This is a genomic window from Massilia sp. LXY-5 (assembly GCF_059801075.1).
Genome location: NZ_JBNNEH010000006.1, coordinates 1 through 15,272, shown reverse-complemented (window position 1 = coordinate 15,272; position 15,272 = coordinate 1). Strand labels below are relative to the sequence as shown.

At 63.5% G+C, this 15,272-nt stretch carries 14 protein-coding genes and 2 rRNA genes; 4 read left to right on the top strand and 12 right to left on the bottom strand.

Features of this window, described 5'->3' with window-relative positions:
* Nucleotides 1–25 precede the first annotated feature (25 nt).
* The gene (locus tag ACI48I_RS18550) at nt 26–1,030 is read right to left on the bottom strand and encodes a CAP domain-containing protein (protein ID WP_498575052.1); all 1,005 of its coding nucleotides are present in this window, start codon (nt 1,028–1,030) and stop codon (nt 26–28) included.
* Between the two features lie 136 nt (nt 1,031–1,166).
* On the opposite strand from ACI48I_RS18550, the gene pssA reads away from it, so the two are divergent.
* Complete coding sequence (pssA, locus tag ACI48I_RS18545; RefSeq protein ID WP_193687593.1) at nt 1,167–1,955, top strand: CDP-diacylglycerol--serine O-phosphatidyltransferase; 789 nt, start codon at nt 1,167–1,169, stop codon at nt 1,953–1,955.
* On the opposite strand, the gene ACI48I_RS18540 is transcribed toward pssA, so the two are convergent.
* The 11 genes from ACI48I_RS18540 to ACI48I_RS18490 all read right to left on the bottom strand — a co-directional run bounded on the left by ACI48I_RS18540 (nt 1,956) and on the right by ACI48I_RS18490 (nt 11,851).
* On the bottom strand, nt 1,956–2,264 hold the full coding sequence (locus ACI48I_RS18540; protein ID WP_193687592.1) for a metal-sensitive transcriptional regulator: 309 nt from the start codon (nt 2,262–2,264) through the stop codon (nt 1,956–1,958). It abuts the gene before it with no gap.
* A gap of 2 nt (nt 2,265–2,266) precedes the next feature.
* Nucleotides 2,267–3,181 carry an aldo/keto reductase gene (locus tag ACI48I_RS18535; RefSeq protein WP_498575051.1) on the bottom strand — a complete coding sequence of 305 codons (915 nt, stop codon included), beginning with the start codon at nt 3,179–3,181 and terminating at the stop codon, nt 2,267–2,269.
* Nucleotides 3,182–3,290: 109 nt separating this feature from the next.
* A complete protein-coding gene (locus ACI48I_RS18530) occupies nt 3,291–4,436 on the bottom strand; it encodes a D-alanyl-D-alanine carboxypeptidase family protein (protein ID WP_193687590.1) in 1,146 nt (381 codons plus the stop codon).
* Nucleotides 4,437–4,546: 110 nt separating this feature from the next.
* The gene (locus ACI48I_RS18525; protein WP_193687589.1) at nt 4,547–5,182 is read right to left on the bottom strand and encodes an alpha/beta hydrolase; all 636 of its coding nucleotides are present in this window, start codon (nt 5,180–5,182) and stop codon (nt 4,547–4,549) included.
* Nucleotides 5,183–5,201: 19 nt separating this feature from the next.
* A complete protein-coding gene (locus ACI48I_RS18520; protein WP_193687588.1) occupies nt 5,202–5,528 on the bottom strand; it encodes a (2Fe-2S) ferredoxin domain-containing protein in 327 nt (108 codons plus the stop codon).
* Between the two features lie 47 nt (nt 5,529–5,575).
* On the bottom strand, nt 5,576–6,736 hold the full coding sequence (locus ACI48I_RS18515; protein WP_193687587.1) for a VanZ family protein: 1,161 nt from the start codon (nt 6,734–6,736) through the stop codon (nt 5,576–5,578).
* Nucleotides 6,733–7,347 carry an ABC-type transport auxiliary lipoprotein family protein gene (locus ACI48I_RS18510; RefSeq protein ID WP_498575050.1) on the bottom strand — a complete coding sequence of 205 codons (615 nt, stop codon included), beginning with the start codon at nt 7,345–7,347 and terminating at the stop codon, nt 6,733–6,735. Before ACI48I_RS18510 ends, ACI48I_RS18515 begins: the two co-directional genes overlap by 4 nt.
* An 8-nt stretch (nt 7,348–7,355) precedes the next feature.
* A complete protein-coding gene (locus ACI48I_RS18505) occupies nt 7,356–8,303 on the bottom strand; it encodes an MlaD family protein (protein ID WP_193687585.1) in 948 nt (315 codons plus the stop codon).
* Nucleotide 8,304: 1 nt separating this feature from the next.
* A complete protein-coding gene (locus ACI48I_RS18500) occupies nt 8,305–9,165 on the bottom strand; it encodes an ABC transporter ATP-binding protein (protein WP_193687584.1) in 861 nt (286 codons plus the stop codon).
* Nucleotides 9,165–10,298, bottom strand: coding sequence for an MlaE family ABC transporter permease (locus tag ACI48I_RS18495; RefSeq protein WP_193687583.1), 1,134 nt, complete (start codon nt 10,296–10,298; stop codon nt 9,165–9,167). The genes ACI48I_RS18500 and ACI48I_RS18495 overlap by 1 nt, the downstream gene beginning before the upstream one ends.
* 56 nt (nt 10,299–10,354) lie before the next feature.
* Nucleotides 10,355–11,851 carry a B12-binding domain-containing radical SAM protein gene (locus ACI48I_RS18490; RefSeq protein WP_498575049.1) on the bottom strand — a complete coding sequence of 499 codons (1,497 nt, stop codon included), beginning with the start codon at nt 11,849–11,851 and terminating at the stop codon, nt 10,355–10,357.
* A 145-nt stretch (nt 11,852–11,996) separates the two neighbouring features.
* On the opposite strand from ACI48I_RS18490, the gene rrf reads away from it, so the two are divergent.
* The 3 genes from rrf to ACI48I_RS18475 form a co-directional block, all read left to right on the top strand.
* Nucleotides 11,997–12,109 (top strand): 5S ribosomal RNA (rrf, locus tag ACI48I_RS18485).
* Between the two features lie 200 nt (nt 12,110–12,309).
* A complete protein-coding gene (locus ACI48I_RS18480; protein ID WP_498575048.1) occupies nt 12,310–14,742 on the top strand; it encodes a penicillin acylase family protein in 2,433 nt (810 codons plus the stop codon).
* 434 nt (nt 14,743–15,176) lie between these two features.
* A 16S ribosomal RNA gene (locus ACI48I_RS18475) occupies nt 15,177–15,272 on the top strand; the annotation flags it as partial.

Below are 15,272 nucleotides of genomic sequence, written 5' to 3'. Positions count from 1 at the left end.
GCCAGGCTTGTGCGGTGTCATCCTGTCAGCGGGTAGCGAACGACCAGGTACGGGTGACCGGCGTGTTGCCGGCGGTGCCGGTGAAGCTGACGTCGTAGGTCGTGCTTGCCGCCAGCGGCGCCAGCGGCACGATGGCGGCCGAGGAGGCGCCGGTATGGGTATCGTTCGCACTCGTCAGCAGCCGCACGGCAAGGTCGGCGCCGCCGCGCGGGCGTACCGTGAAGCTCGTGACCCGGACCGTTACGTCGATGTTCGCGTGCACGCTGATCGGATAGCCGACCTCATTGCGGTCGGGCACCGGGTCGGGGGACTCGGTATCGCTGAAGAAGTTGCGCGGTACGGCAGTCTGCCCGCTGAATGGCCAGACCGCCACCTGGCCGCCGGACAGGCCGGCGCCATAACCATCGTTGGCGGTGAAGTTGGCGGTAAAGTAGTTATAGCCCTGGGACGTGGTGGCCGCGCCGGTACCGATTTCCTTGAACACCGGCTCGAAGATGACAAAGCGGTGGTAGACCGCCGTGATCAGTTCTTCAGCCATGTACTGCCCCGAGCCATTGCTCGTGGCCGAGATGACTTCGCCATACGCGCGCGAGGCGCGTGTGTTGAACACGTAGCCGGCGGCCGTCAAACGGGCGCCGACGTCGACGCCGGTGAAGCCCTGGTTGCTCGCCACCTCGTCGTGCGTGATGGTGTTGTTGATGCGCTGGTAATCGGAGTGATTCTGGGCGGCGCGGTCGATGAAGCTGTTCCGGACGAGCGCCGACATGCCGAGCTGGCTACGGCGGTAATTGATCCATTCGCGGCCATCGTTGGCGATATTGCCGGTGGCGAGCGGCGCACCAGCGCCTCCCAGGGTCGGCGTGTCGGGAACGGCGGGTGGCGGCGTAAGCTGGTCGGGAGTCGGCGTGGTCGCCGTCGGCGTCGGCGTGACCGTGCTGGCGCTGCTACCGCCGCCTCCGCCGCACGCGGACAGGGCCAGAGCGGTAATGCAGCCTGCCAGTATCATCCTCCCACGAAGGAATTCGCTCATCCGTATGCTCCCCATCCATTTCAAGCCAAAACGCACATTCTAGGGCAAATCGAATATGTACGACGGCTGGCTCCGTGCGCGACCGGGCACGTCCGCACTGTAGAATAGGGCCATCATCCTCTTGCCCGGACCCGAATTGAACCAACCCCGCCCCGCACGCCTCGCACGCGCCAAGTTCGCCTTGCCGAGTTTCGTCACCCTGCTGTCGATTGCCTGCGGTTTCGGCAGCATCGTCATCTCGGTCGACAATGCCCAGGTCGGCGCGCCGGGAGACTTCCGCCTGGCGGCGATCCTGCTGGTGCTGGCCGGCGTGTTCGACGCGCTCGACGGTTTTGTTGCGCGCGCCACGAATACCCAGTCCGACTTCGGCGTCCAGCTCGATTCGATCGCCGACGTCATGAATTTCGGCTGTGCGCCCGGCTTGCTGCTGTACTGCTACGGTTTCGCGCAGATGAGCGCCGCGCATCCGACGATCGTCCGCATGGGCGGCCTGGCTTGTTTCATCTTTGTCGCCTGCGGCGCGCTACGCCTGGCCCGTTTCAACATCTCGGTCGGGCGCACCGATCCGCGTTATTTCGTCGGCATGCCGATCACGGCCGGCGCCGCCTGCGTGGCCGCAGTGGTAGTGGCCTGGCCCGATCCCGTGGTCAACAATACCCAGGCCTTCGCGGTGATGGCGCTGATGGTGGCGATCGGCACGCTGATGGTCTCGACCGTACGCTTTCCTAGCAGCAAGCAACGCCTGAGCAAAGCGATGATAGGCGTGATCCTTGTTGCCGTTCTGCTCCTCGTCATATTGCAGACGCGCTTTTTCGTGCTGTTCTTCCTGCTCTACATTTGCGTAACGCTGCTGCTGAACATTGCGTGGCGCAGCGGCTGGCGCGGCGTGGCGCCGCCCGTCATTTACGGCGACGAAGAAATCTGATCAAGCAAACTTGTCGAGCAGGGCGGCCAGCCGGGCTGCCACGGCGCGTGCGTCGTCGATGTCATCGGCCGCTTCACTGTGGGTCACCACGCTGGCCGTGAGCAATTGAACGAAGGAGCGGTCGAGCGCCTTGCGCGCCGCCGCCATCTGCTGGGCCACCGCCTCGCAATCGGCCGGTTCCGCCGCCAGCGCGATCAGTTTCTGCACGCCGCGCAGCTGGCCCTCGATGCGCGCCAGCCGGTTCAATAAATCCTTCTTCTGCTGCGCCGTCAGCGCCCTGCCTTCGACGATCTTGAGCGGCTCGGCCATGATCAAGCCACCTCGTGCCCGCGCGCCGCGCGCAGGATCGCGAACCAGTCGCTGCGTTCGAGCGTGAAGCCGGTGGCGGCGACGGCCGCCGCAACCGAGGCGATCTTGCCGCTGCCGGTCAGCGGCAGCGGCCGGCTCGGCAGCGCCATGATCCAGGCGAAGACGACGCTGGCGAAGGACTGGCCAAGGCGATCCGCCACTTCCTGGATCACCGCGCGCAGGTTGGCGGTCTGCGCATCGGTCGCGCTGAACAGGCGCCCGCCGCCCAGCGGCGACCAGATCATCGGAGCGATGCCGAGGTCTTGCAGGCCGTCGAAGGTTTCGTCGAACATCGGCGCCGTGAACAAAGGCGAAAATTCCACCTGGTTCGTTGCCAGCGGCACGCGCCGGTTCAGCGATTCGAACTGGTGGCGCGTGAAATTGGAGACGCCGACGTGGCGCACCTTGCCCGCGCGTTGCAGGCGCGTAAACGCTTCGGCGACTTCGTCGAAGTGCATCAGCGGATCCGGTCGGTGAATCAGCAGCAGGTCGAGATACTCCGTGCCCAGCTGGCGCAGCGATTCCTCGCAGGAAGCGACGATGTGCTCCAGGCTGGTGTCGTAATGCTGGATCGTGTGCGCGGGACGGGCCGGCGAGACCAGCTTGATGCCGCACTTGCTGACGATTTCCATGCGGCCGCGCAGCGAGGGCTGCGCGCGCAAGGCTGCGCCGAACAGGCCTTCTACGCCGTAGTTGCCGTAAATGTCGGCGTGGTCGAAGCTGGTCACGCCGAGCGCAATACACTCCTCGATGAAGGCAATCCTCTGCTGGACGGACATATCCCATTCCCCCAGGCGCCACATGCCGGCGATGACGCGCGACAGTTCGGGGCCATCCTTGCGGGTGGTGGTGCGGGGACAGGCGAGGGGAGTGGTCATGGCGCGGCTTTCTTGCTTGAAAAGTAACGGACCATTATAGCCGCCGCCGACAAACAACAATGCCCGCCGGGCGCGAGCCGGGCGGGCATTGGTGCAGAGTAAAAGCCGCTTACTTGATCATCAAGCGCAGCGAATCCCAGGCGCGGCCGAAAATGCTCGCTTCCTGTACTTCTTCCAGCGCGACCACCGGGAGCACCAGCAGCGGCTTGTTGTCGACCATCATTTTCAGCGTGCCGACGCGGCCATTACGAGGCAGCGGGGCGACCAGCGGATCCTTGCGCTCGAGCACAGGCTTCAGTTTGCCGGCGACGCCCTTCGGTACCGTGACCAGCACGTCGTTCGTAAAACCGATCTTCACGTTCGACTGCGCACCCTTCCACACTTCCGGCGTGGCGATGGCCTGGCCCTTCGAATACAGTTTGACGGTATCGAAGTTCTGGAAGCCCCAGTTCAGCAGCTTCTGGCTTTCCTGGGTACGCACGCCATCCGAACTGGTGCCGGAGACGACCGAAATCAGGCGCCGCTCGCCGCTGTTGCCGTTCGGGCGGTGGGCCGAAGCGATCATGCTGTAGCCCGAGGATTCGGTGTGGCCGGTCTTCATGCCGTCCACCGTCGGGTCCAGCCACAGCAGGCGGTTGCGGTTCTGCTGGGTGATCTTGTTATAGGTGAACTGTTTGATCGAGTCGATTTTATAGAACTCGGGGAAGTCGCGGATCACGTTGGCGGCCAGCGTGGCGAGGTCCTGCGCGGTCGAGTAGTTGTCCGGGCTCGGCAAGCCGTGCGGATTGGCGAATTTGGTGTTCTTCATGCCCATGCGCTGGGCGTCGCGGTTCATCAGCACGACGAAGGTGCCTTCGTCGCCGGCGACGGCTTCGGCCAGGGCGACGGCTGCATCGTTGCCCGACTGGATCATCAGGCCGTGCAGCAGGTCGCTGACGCTGACCGGGGTGGCCGGATCGATGAACATCTTCGAGCTGCTCGAATCGACTTTCCAGGCGCGCGGCGAGACGTTAACCATCGTGTTCAGGGCGATCTTCTTGTCGCGGATCGCCTCGAAGACGACATAGGCCGTCATGACCTTGGTGAGCGAAGCCGGTTCGATGCGCAGGCCCGGGTCCTGGGCCGCGATGACCTGGCCGCTGGTGGCGTCGAGCAGCAGCCACGACTTGGCCGCGATCTGCGGGGCTGGCACGGTTTGCGCGCCCGCCGACATCATCAGCAGGCTGGCGGCAACGGCCGCAATCAGTTTTTTCATGGGAGCTAAAGTAGGTCAGTAGGGGTGGTGCGGATGCCGCAGGGGTGCCATAAGAGCATTGCCCAGCGGCATGGATCAATGAAGTGCCTAATTATAGGCCACTGACGCGCTCAATTGTCACGCCGCCACATCTGCACGACAAGATTTTTGATGGGGTTGAGACGCTTGTGGAAGAAGTGATCCGCCCCCGGGATCACGATCACCGGGATTTCCTGGGGCCGCGCCCAGTCGAAGACCATCTGCAGGGTGATGGTGTCGTCCAGCTCGCCATGAATGAGGATCGTATCTTCCGGCACGCTCGGCAGCGGCCATTTGCCGGCGGCGGTGCCGACCAGCACCATGCGCTCGATCGCATCCGGTTGTCCCTCGTTGACCAGGCGCGCGTGCAGCTGGGCCTGGACGAAGGTCCCGAAGGAGAACCCGGACAAGGCCACCGGCAGGCCCGGGTATTGTTCCTTCATGTAGTCCAGCATGAAGGCCATGTCGTCGACTTCGCCGTGGCCGCGGTCATGCTCGCCCTCCGACTGGCCGACGCCGCGGAAATTAAAACGTGCCGTCGCATAGCCGAGCGTCACGAAGGTGCGCGCCAGCGTTTGCGTCACTTTATTTTCCATCGTGCCGCCGTACAGCGGATGCGGGTGCGCCACCAGGGCGATGCCGCGCGGGTCTCCCTCCGGCAGGTCCAGCATGCATTCCATCTTGCCGGCCGGGCCGTCGAGCGTAAAACGTTTCGAAAACTTGTTCATGGTGCGGATTGTTCGGGATTCAGATTTTCAGGCGTTCGACGATTTCACCGCCGAGGATGTGGGTATCGATGATGTCGTCGATGTCGCTGGTGTCGACATAGGTGTACCAGGTGCCTTGCGGGTAAATGACGACGACCGGGCCTTCTTCGCAGCGCTCGAGGCAGCCGGCCTGGTTGATGCGCACCTTGCCCGGCTCGTTCAGGCCGAGCGCCTTGATGCGCTTCTTGGCGTGTTTTTGCGCGACTTCGGCGCCGGCCTTGCCGCAGCTCTGGCGGCAATTCTCGCCTTCGCGCACGTTCATGCAGAAGAACACATGGTGTTCGTAATAGGGTTTGTTATCGCTCATGCCGTTCTCGCTATCCTTGACCTGATCAACCGCCATGATACGCGTTCTTAATTGCGATTGAGTTTATGGGACGGCAGCAGCAGGAACCACAAGGCAAAAAACGGCCACAACAGCGATAAAAACTGCGCCGCCCCATTAAAGTTAAGGAATTTCCCTTGCACCCAGCCCTGCAGCGTCAGCGTGAAATACGGGTTCGCGGGAATCGTGTTCACCACGATTAAACTCAGTACCAGGGTCACCACCGCCAGCCTTCTCTGCGCCAGCTGGGGCGCGAAGGCCAGGCCCGCCAGCATGATCAGGCCGATCAGGAAGCCGCCCTCGGCGCCGGGCGTGACCCACACAAAAGCGTTATCGGGCCGGAACAGCAGCGAACTGGCCAGGGTTTTCATCACCAGCGCCGCGGCCAGCATCAGCAGCATCAGGGTATAGCGCGGCGCGCCCCGGCGCAGCAGGCAGAGCAGGGTGAGGGCGGCGCCGGTCATGCCGCAGGCGGTAATGATCGTCTCCGACAGCCAGAATTGTTCGACGCTCATCGCCGGTCCCGGGCGCAGCATGGCAATCAGGTCGATGTCTTCCTCGAACCAGGTCGAGAGCCAGCCTGAGATGATCGGCAATACCTGGCCATGGCCGAACAAAAAGCTTTGCGGATAGATCTGGGCCAGCGGCCACAGGGCGAGCAGGACCAGGCCCTGGCTGGCATGCGGCGCAAACCAGCGCTTGCGGATGCGGTACAGCCGTCCCTGGTCGAGCAGGCCGCGCGCCAGCAGCGGGCCGATGCAGGCGCCGATAAAGGCGCCGGCCGCATTGGTCAGCAAATCGAGGTTCGAAGGCACCCGGCTCGGCAGGAAATTCTGTACCGCCTCCATCGTGCCGGATACTAAAAAGCCGAGGATGGCCGCCAGCAGCGCCGCCCACACGCCGCGCACCAGCGGATACATGGCCAGCGCCAGCAGGATGCCGAGCGGGACATAGCCGACGACGTTCACCATCACGTCGAAGCCGGTCCAGTAGCGCTGCTTGACCAGGTTCATGAAGGACAGCAGCGGCAGGCCGTTGCTGCGCCAGCCGGTAAACGGGTACCAGCTGGCGTAGACGATCAGCAGCAGATAGGCCAGCAGGGACGCGCGCACGACGGGCGAGCCGCGGCGCGGCGCCTCGTTGTCCCCTGCAGCGCCGTTGCGGTCCCCGTGCGCTTCCGGTTCCGTCATCGTTTACGGTGGTCGAGCGCGAGCCAGCCGATCATGTCGGCGGCCGCGGCGTCCGTGCTGGCGGTCAGGGCTTGCGCGCCGCCGGCGGCATCGGCACTGGGCGCCGGCGTGGCGCGCAGGAAGGTTTTCTGGTCCAGCAGCGCGTGGCCGCTGAACAGCGAAGCACGCAGCACCAGCCGGCCTTCGCTGGCGACCGTGCTGGCAAAGGCATGCGAAAACTCGTCGACCTCGAGGCGCAGGATCGGCACGTCGGTGGCCGAATCGGTCGCCGACAGCACTTTGACTCCAGCCTGGGCCAGGCGCGACTTGATGCGCTGGGTCACCAGCAGCAGCGGATTGGCGCTCCAGCGGCTGTTGGCATAGGTGCGCGCCTGCAGCGGGTCGTTGTAGTTCAGGCGGTAGACCATGCGCTCGTTCTCGAAGGTCGGCGAGCCGGTGGCGTCCATCACGACGATGGCGGCCAGCGGGGCCTGGGCGGCGGGCGCGGTCGGCGCACCGAGCGGGCCGAAGTCGAACTGGGTATTGTCGGCCTTGTTCTTGTTGGAGGCGCAGCCGGCGACAGCACAGGCGAGGACGGCGGCGCCGAGAAGGCGGTGCAGGTTCGTGTTCAAGGGGATCCTCATTTGGTCGGGGCGACGAAGCCCGGCTCGCCGGGGCCGGGTTGGACGTTCGGATTACCGAACAGAAGGCCTTGCGGACGGTCCGACAGCGAGTCGGCGGTGCGGCGCACCGAACGCAGCGCCGTGCGCGCTTCGTCGGTCATGCGGGTGAGATGGGGCAGGGTTTCCGCTTCCAGGTCGCCCGTCACGCCCTGCAGCGAGCCGATCGCGCCGTTCAGGCGGTTCAGCGGGCCGTCCGGCGCCTGCAGGCCGGTCGCCAGGCGGTCGTAGTTGTCGGCGGTCGCCCTGGCGCTGGTGGCGAAGGCGCCGACGGCGTCGACACTCTTGTCGAGCTTTTGCGCCAGCGCCGGCAGGCGGTCGATGGTCGGACCGAGTTTTTCCGGAATCGCGCCATAGGCGGCGGCGGCCTTGCCGATGTTGTCGAAGGCGCCGATGATGGTCTTCTGGTTCTCGTCGCTCATCAGGGTATTCAGGCGCGCCGTGATCTGCTCGGTGCGGTCGAGGATGGCCAGGCCACGCTTCTCCAGCTGGTCGAGCAGGCCCGGACGCAGCGGAATCCGGCCCACGTGCTTCGGGTCGGTTTTCAGCAGCGGCGAACCGGTGCGGTCGTCGTCGAGCTGGATGAAGGCGATGCCGGTCACGCCCTGGTAGCCGAGCGAGGCGAAGGTGGTGGTGGTCACCGGCGAGCCTTCCTCGACGGAGAGGCGGATCAATATCTGGCCGGTGACCTTCGGATCGAACACGATCTCGTCGACGCGCCCGACTTCCAGGCCGCGGTAGCGCACCGTCGCCTGCGGGTTCAGGCCCGGGATCGACTGGGTGGTGACGATTTCATAGGGCGACAATTCGGTCTTGTCGCGGTTCAGCCAGAGGCCCGCCAGCACGGTGGCCACCAGCAGGGCGATCGTGAAGACGCCCGTCATCAATGCATACGATCGGTTTTCCATGTCACTCCTTGGGTCCTTCCTGGGCCGCCTCATTGCGCTCGTCGAGCACTTCGAGTGCCCGCCGGCCGCGTCCGCCGAGGAAGAAATGTTTGATGAACGGATGGTCCACCCGCACCACGTCGCACGACGGTCCTACCGCCAGCACGTGCTTATCGGCCAGGACCGCAATGCGCGACGAGAGCGCAAACAGCGTATCGAGGTCGTGGGTGACCATCACCACGGTCAGTTTCAGTTCCCGGTGCAGCGCCAGGATCAGCGTGACGAATGCATCCGACGCATCGGGATCGAGGCCCGCGGTCGGTTCGTCCAGGAACAGCAGTCTCGGTTCCAGCGCCAGCGCGCGTGCCAGGGCCGCGCGCTTGGTCATTCCGCCCGATAAATCGGCCGGCATTTTATTGGCATGTTCCGCACCCAGGCCCACCATATCCATTTTCAGCAGCACGGCGTCGCGGATCACGTCCTCGGGCAGGGCGCGCAATTCGCGCATCGGCAGGGCGATGTTGTCGAACACGGTCAGCGCCGAATACAGCGCACCCTGCTGGAACAGCATGCCCCAGTGGTTGCGCATGCGCTGCAGCTGCTCCGGTCCCGCCTCGCTGATGTCTTCGCCGAACACGCGCACGCAACCGCGCGATGGCCGCTCCAGCCCCAGCATCTGGCGCAGCAGCACCGTCTTGCCGGTCCCCGAGCCGCCGACGATCGACAGGATCTCGCCCGAATAGATTTCCAGGCTCAGGTCCTGGTGCACCACCGTCCTGCCGAACTTGGTCCACAGGTTGCGGATCTCGACCACCGGCGGCCCGACGTCTTCCTCGGGCTTGCGGTTGAGCTGTTGCGGCGGGCGTGGCTTGTTCTCCGCCATCAGAACCCCACGCCGCTGAAGATGATGGCAAACACCGCGTCGGCCAGGATCACCACCGTGATCGCGGTGACGACCGAGGTGGTCGTGCCGCGGCCCAGGCTATCGGTGTTCGGCTTGATGCGCAGGCCGAAGTGGCAGGACACCAGCGCGATCAGCATCCCGAAGGTCATCCCTTTTAACAGGCCGATCATGTAGTTCACCAGCGGCACCGCGTCCGGCAGCTTGTGCAGGAAGTAGCGGAAGGACAGGCCCAGTTCGATCTTGGCCGAGGCCGCGCCGCCGAGCAGGGCCATGGCGTCGGTCCAGACCACGAGCAGCGGCATCGAGATCGCCAATGCCACCACTTTCGGCATGATCAGGCGGAACCCGTGTGAGATGCCCATCACCAGCATGGCGTCGAGTTCCTCGGTCACCTTCATGACGCCCAGTTGCGCCGTGATCGAGGAACCGGACCGGCCCGCAACCAGGATCGCCGCTAGCAGCGGCCCCAGTTCACGGATCACGCTCATGCCGAGGATGTCGACCAGGTAGATGTCGCCGCCGAACTGGCGCAACTGCTGCGCCGACAAGAAGGACAGCACCACGCCGATCAGGAACCCGACCAGGGCGGTGATGCCGAGCGCCTGGAAGCCGGAGTGGTAGATGTTGGCCGAGATTTCGCGCCAGGGCCCCATGGCGGGACGGCGAATAAAACGGCCCAGGTCCTGGACCAGGCGGCCGATCAGTTCGATGAAGCCATGCAGGTGCTCGAAAAAGCTGAGCAGGCCGGCGCCGAGCACGATGATCCAGTTCAGCGGACTGGCCTTGGCGCGCGGCAGGTTGAGGCTGCTTGCCTTCTCGAGGCGGGCGAACAGTTCTTCCTGGCGCGGGTCGAGCGTCAGGCGCGGCGGGCGTTTCTTGCCCCAGGCGTTCCAGAACAGCTGGGCGCCGATGTGGTCGATGCTGTCCACGCCGGTCAGGTCCCAGGCTAGCTCCGCCTTCTTCCTCAGGCTCGTCAAGGTCCGGTTGATCCCCTTGAGCAGGCCCTTCTGGCTCAGGACATGGACCTGCCAGATGCCGCTTGCCATGACAGATTGCGCCGCGCCGCCGGCGGAGTGTTCGATGGTTAATGTTGGCGTATTTTCAATCTGCATTGTTGCAGTGTAAAAGGATTTCGCTGTCTCTGCCATTCGCGCGGGGTCTAGCGTGCTCAGGCAGCGAGGTGGCGTACCTGTCTCGCCGGGGCAGCTACTGCCGCGTTCGCTGCTTTGTCTTTCTTGGCGGCGCCATCAATGCTGCCCGCGTAATCGCTCGCCACCAGCGCAAGTGCCCGTTCGCGTTCCATGCCGGTCACCTGCAGCCATTCGGCCACCAGTTTCGCCAGCCGGTCGAGGGCGATGCGGTGGGTGGCGTCGGTTTTCGTATAAATCCAGTCCGAAAATGCCATGAAATTCTCGAACGGACGCACGCCCAGCAATTCGCGCACGGTATGTGCAAAGCGGCCGGAATTGGCGACCAGGTCCCAGTAGCGCGCGAAGCGCACCAGGCGTTGCATGGTCGGGAAATCGATCAGGCTGGTGGCCAGCACCGTATAGGGCGGATACGGGTCGTACACCATGTTAAAAGCTTCCGTATGCCGGATGATCGGCGTCCCGCGCAGCCTTTTTAAAATGCCGAACTGGATCTCGTGCGCGCCCAGGCTCACCAGTTGATCGAAGCCGCGCGCGAAGCTGGCGATGTCTTCGCCCGGCAGGCCGGCGATCAGGTCGACGTGCAGGTGGGCCTGCGAGTGCGCGCACAGCCAGCGGATATTCTCCGCCGCCTTGATATTGTCCTGGCGCCGGCTGACCAGGGCTTGCACTTCGGGATTGAAGCTCTGGATGCCGATCTCGAATTGCAGGGCGCCCGCCGGGAAGCGCGCGATCATCTCCTTCAGCGCTTCCGGCAGGTGGTCGGGCACCAGCTCGAAGTGGGCGTAGACCGGGTCGTCCGGGCTGGCGTCGATCTTGTCGAGGAAGAACTGCATGATCTTCATGCTGGTCTTGACGTTCAAGTTAAACGTGCGGTCGACGAATTTGAAGAGGCGGGCGCCGCGGCTATACAAATCCTCCATCTGCGCGAGGAAGGACTCCAAAGGGAAAGGCCAGGCCGTTTTATCCAGCGACGACAGGCAGAACTCGCATTTGAAAGGGCAGCCGCGCGAGGCTTCCACATATAAAGTACGGTGCGCGATGTCCTCGTCACTATATAGAGAGTAGGGCAGGGCGATCTCCGCCATGGGCGGCTGCACGCCCGCGTGCACTTTCATCAGGGGCTGCGGGCCATGCAGGATCTGGGCGCACACCTGGGGAAAGGTGACGTCTCCCCAGCCGGTGACGACGTAGTCGGCCAGTTTCACGATCTGCTGCTCGTTCGTCTCGTATGACACTTCCGGACCGCCCAGCACGATCGTCACCTCGGGCGCCACGCGTTTCAGCATCGCCACGACGCGCGTCGTCTCTTCGACGTTCCAGATATAGACGCCGAAGCCGATGATGCGCGGGTGCTGGGCCAGCAGGCGCTCGACCACCTCGGTTGTCTTGGCGCCGATGACGAATTCCTGGATCCGCGTGTCCGGGCCGAGCGCGCCCATGTTCGCCAGCAGGTAGCGCAGGCCCAGCGAAGCGTGGGCGTAGCGGGCGTTCAGGGTCGACAACAGGATGGTCATGGCGGCAAGCGTTCCGGGCAAAGGGGCCATTTTACGCGCTGGCGCCGCAATCCGTGCTGGCGCTGCTTGAAGTTGCCTGTTAGAATACGCCTCGGAATTCAGGGATCTGTTGCCCAGTTGTGGAACAGCCTCCCAGCAAGTTATGCCTGATGACCATAGCAAGTCGGTCCCACCCCTTCCCATCCCGAACAGGACCGTGAAACGACTTTGCGCCGATGATAGTGCTGCAACCAGTGTGAAAGTAGGTTATCGTCAGGCTAGTTATATAGAGAAGCCCACCCGCGCAAGCCGGTGGGCTTTTTCTTTTGTGTCGCATTTTTGACCCCATCAACTTCGCTAGGGTACAAAGCATTTGCTGTCGCTAAACTGGTTCTCCCTGTCAACAGGCCTATGCCAAGCACGGGACATCCATTTGTCTTTCATTTCGCCACGCGGAGATGTCCGCAGAAAGCGTCCACATGAAACGTCAGCAAGTGCAATCGCAGCCCCTCTCTCCTTTCCGTGATGCCGGCGTCGCCGCAGTGCTCGCCCTGGCGCTGGCTGGCTGCAGCAGCAACGATTCCGATACCCCGCAGTCGACGCCGCCGCCGCCGGTGGCCACCGCCTCGCGCATCAATGTCGATGTCGTCCGTACCACCTACGGGGTGCCGCATGTAAAAGCCAGGGACTTCCGCAGCCTGGGCTATGGCCTGGCCTATGCCTATGCCCAGGACAACCTGTGCATGTTCGCCGACTCGGTGGTGACGGTGCGCGGCGAGCGTTCCCAGTTCTTCGGCGGAGAAGCGCGCGCGCCGCGGCGCTCGGAGACCGGCGACGAATACGGCGCCGCCAGCGGCTTCATGGACCTCAAGAACGAAGACAGCGATTTCTTCTTCAAGGGCTACCTCGACATCGAGCAATTGCGCGCCAATTATGCCGCCGGCTCCGCCGAGCCGCGCGAGCTCGTCGAAGGCTATGTCGAGGGCTACAACCGCTATGTGAAAAGCTTCGCCGGCCAGTATCCGGCGGCCTGCAACAACGCCAGGTGGGTGCGCCCTATCACGGTCGACGACATGTACCTCGTCATGGCCGAAAAAGCCTTGCACGCGACTGGCCAGGTGTTTGCCAAGGAATTTGTCGCCGCCGGACGTGCGCCAGGCGTGACCCTGGCCGCTTCCACGAAAGCGCGCAAGTTCGATCCGGCCTTCCTGCTGGCGCGCCTGGATAAACTCAACCGGCAGGGATTCGGCAGCAATGCCCTGGCCGTCGGCAAGGACCTGTCCGCCAATGGCCGCGGCCTGTTGCTCGGCAACCCGCATTATCCGTGGACGACGGCCGACCGTTTCTACCAGGCCCACCTCACCGTGCCCGGAAATTATGATGCAATGGGCGTGATCATCGGCGGCATACCGGCGATCGTGATCGGTTTTAACCGCGACATCGCCTGGAGCCACACGGTCACCACTGCGCTTCACTTCACCACCTTCCGCCTGGCGCTCGATCCGGCGGACGCCAGCGGCACCACTTATCTATATGACGGCGCGCCCGTAAAAATGAGCGCGAAGACGGTGTCGGTCGACCTGCTGCAGGCGGACGGGACCCTGTCGAAGCGCAGCAAGACCTTCTGGTTCAGCCAGCAGGGTGCCGTGATCGTCAAGCCGGAGGCGGGCATGACCTGGACGGCCAGCAACGCCTATGTGCTGGCCGACCCGAACCGCAACAATACCCGCATGCTCGAGCAATGGTTAGGGATTGGCCGGGCCAGCAACGTGCAGGCAATCAAGAGCTCGCTCGACAAGACGGTCGGGCTGCCCTGGGTGAATACGCTGGCGGCTGACCGCGACGGCAGCGTCCTGTTCGCCGACGCCAGCGTCGTGCCGCACATGGGTGCCCAAAAATTCGGCAACGGGTGTTTGCTGCTGCAGGCGGCGCTGCTGTTCGACGGTTCGCGCAGCAGCTGCGCCTGGGGTACGGACGCCAACGCCCCGGCCGGTATCTATTCTCCCGTCAACGGACCGTGGACGATTCGCACCGATTACGTCGGCAATTCGAACGACAGCTATTGGCTGAACAATCCGAAGGCCCTGCTCACCGGGCCGGCACCGTTCGGCTACTCGCCCTTGTATGGCCGCGTCGGCGTCGAGCAGAGCCTGCGCACCCGCATCGGTTTTATCCAGTTCGATGCACTAGCGCAGACGAAAAAGATCGGCCTGGTCGACCTGCAGGCGCTGGCCTTCGGGAATCGCCTTCATGCGGCCGAGCTCGTGCTGCCGGAACTGCTCACCGCCTGTACGGGCAACACCGATCCGGTGCTGGTGCAAGCGTGCACCGCACTGGTCGGCTGGGACCGCCGGGTGAATGTCGACAGCCGCGGCGCCGTGCTGTTCCGCGAGTTCTGGAACAGCGCCGTGACGATCCCGAACAAGTGGGCGGTGGCCTTCAATCCGGCCGATCCGGTGAACACGCCGAGCGGCGTGGCGCCGGCGGCGGTGCCGGCGATGCTCGCGTGCCTGAAAACTGCCGCGCTGAAACTGCAGTCGCTCGGGATTCCCCTCGACGGCAAGCTGGGCGATTACCAGACCGAGACCCGCAACGGCGTCCGCATCCCCCTGCACGGCGGTATCGGCAACATCGACGGCTCGTACAACTCACTGACCATGCGGGGCGCCCTGACCGAGACGGGCTATAACGGCGTGTACTGGGGCGAGAGCTATATTCAGACGGTGAGCTTCGACGACCAGGGCCCAGTTGCCCAGGCGATGCTGACCTATGGCCAGTCGACCAATCCGAAGTCGCCGTATTACGTCGACCAGACCGGTGTGTACTCGCGCAAGGAATGGCCGCTGCTGCCGTTCAGCGAAGAGAAGATCAAGGCCGATCCGGGCTACCAGACGCTGACGCTGACGGAGTAGTGTTGGCAAAACCCCCGGCCGCAAGAAAGCACTTGCGGACTGCGGTCGGGGTTCGCTATAATCCGCCTCCTGCTGAAAACGACAACGAAATCAAGTAGTTGTGTTGACAACAGGCGCCGCGAAGTACTGCGGTGTAGCAAAAAAGAAGTTGACGAGAAACAGAAATTGCTTCATACTCTTCTTCCTCTGCTGCTGACGAACAAAACGATTCGCAGAACACAGCAAGGCAGTACCGAATAAGTTCTTTAACAATTAACAGTCGATAAGTGTGGGCGTTTGATGAAGGTGCCGGCTGACTAGTTCAGCTGATTACTTAAATTATCAAATGTTCACAAAAAAGAAATACGTTGTCTCAGCAATGAGATGACGGTCAGTATTTTGAGTGAGCGACCCGCTAGCAATAGCGGTGGCAGAAATGCCAACAAACAGAGATTGAACTGAAGAGTTTGATCCTGGCTCAGATTGAACGCTGGCGGCATGCTTTACACATGCAAGTCGAACGGCAGCACGGGGGCAACCCTGGTGGCGAG

Bases quoted from the DNA above. Each gene is read 5' to 3' on its own strand.
- ACI48I_RS18550 (WP_498575052.1), bottom strand. From the start codon at position 1,030: ATGAGCGAATTCCTTCGTGGGAGGATGATACTGGCAGGCTGCATTACC.
- ACI48I_RS18530 (WP_193687590.1), bottom strand. From the start codon at position 4,436: ATGAAAAAACTGATTGCGGCCGTTGCCGCCAGCCTGCTGATGATGTCG.
- ACI48I_RS18490 (WP_498575049.1), bottom strand. From the start codon at position 11,851: ATGACCATCCTGTTGTCGACCCTGAACGCCCGCTACGCCCACGCTTCG.
- ACI48I_RS18520 (WP_193687588.1), bottom strand. From the start codon at position 5,528: ATGAGCGATAACAAACCCTATTACGAACACCATGTGTTCTTCTGCATG.
- ACI48I_RS18495 (WP_193687583.1), bottom strand. From the start codon at position 10,298: ATGCAGATTGAAAATACGCCAACATTAACCATCGAACACTCCGCCGGC.
- ACI48I_RS18480 (WP_498575048.1), top strand. From the start codon at position 12,310: ATGAAACGTCAGCAAGTGCAATCGCAGCCCCTCTCTCCTTTCCGTGAT.
- ACI48I_RS18500 (WP_193687584.1), bottom strand. From the start codon at position 9,165: ATGGCGGAGAACAAGCCACGCCCGCCGCAACAGCTCAACCGCAAGCCC.
- ACI48I_RS18505 (WP_193687585.1), bottom strand. From the start codon at position 8,303: ATGGAAAACCGATCGTATGCATTGATGACGGGCGTCTTCACGATCGCC.
- ACI48I_RS18535 (WP_498575051.1), bottom strand. From the start codon at position 3,181: ATGACCACTCCCCTCGCCTGTCCCCGCACCACCACCCGCAAGGATGGC.
- ACI48I_RS18540 (WP_193687592.1), bottom strand. From the start codon at position 2,264: ATGGCCGAGCCGCTCAAGATCGTCGAAGGCAGGGCGCTGACGGCGCAG.
- ACI48I_RS18525 (WP_193687589.1), bottom strand. From the start codon at position 5,182: ATGAACAAGTTTTCGAAACGTTTTACGCTCGACGGCCCGGCCGGCAAG.
- ACI48I_RS18515 (WP_193687587.1), bottom strand. From the start codon at position 6,736: ATGACGGAACCGGAAGCGCACGGGGACCGCAACGGCGCTGCAGGGGAC.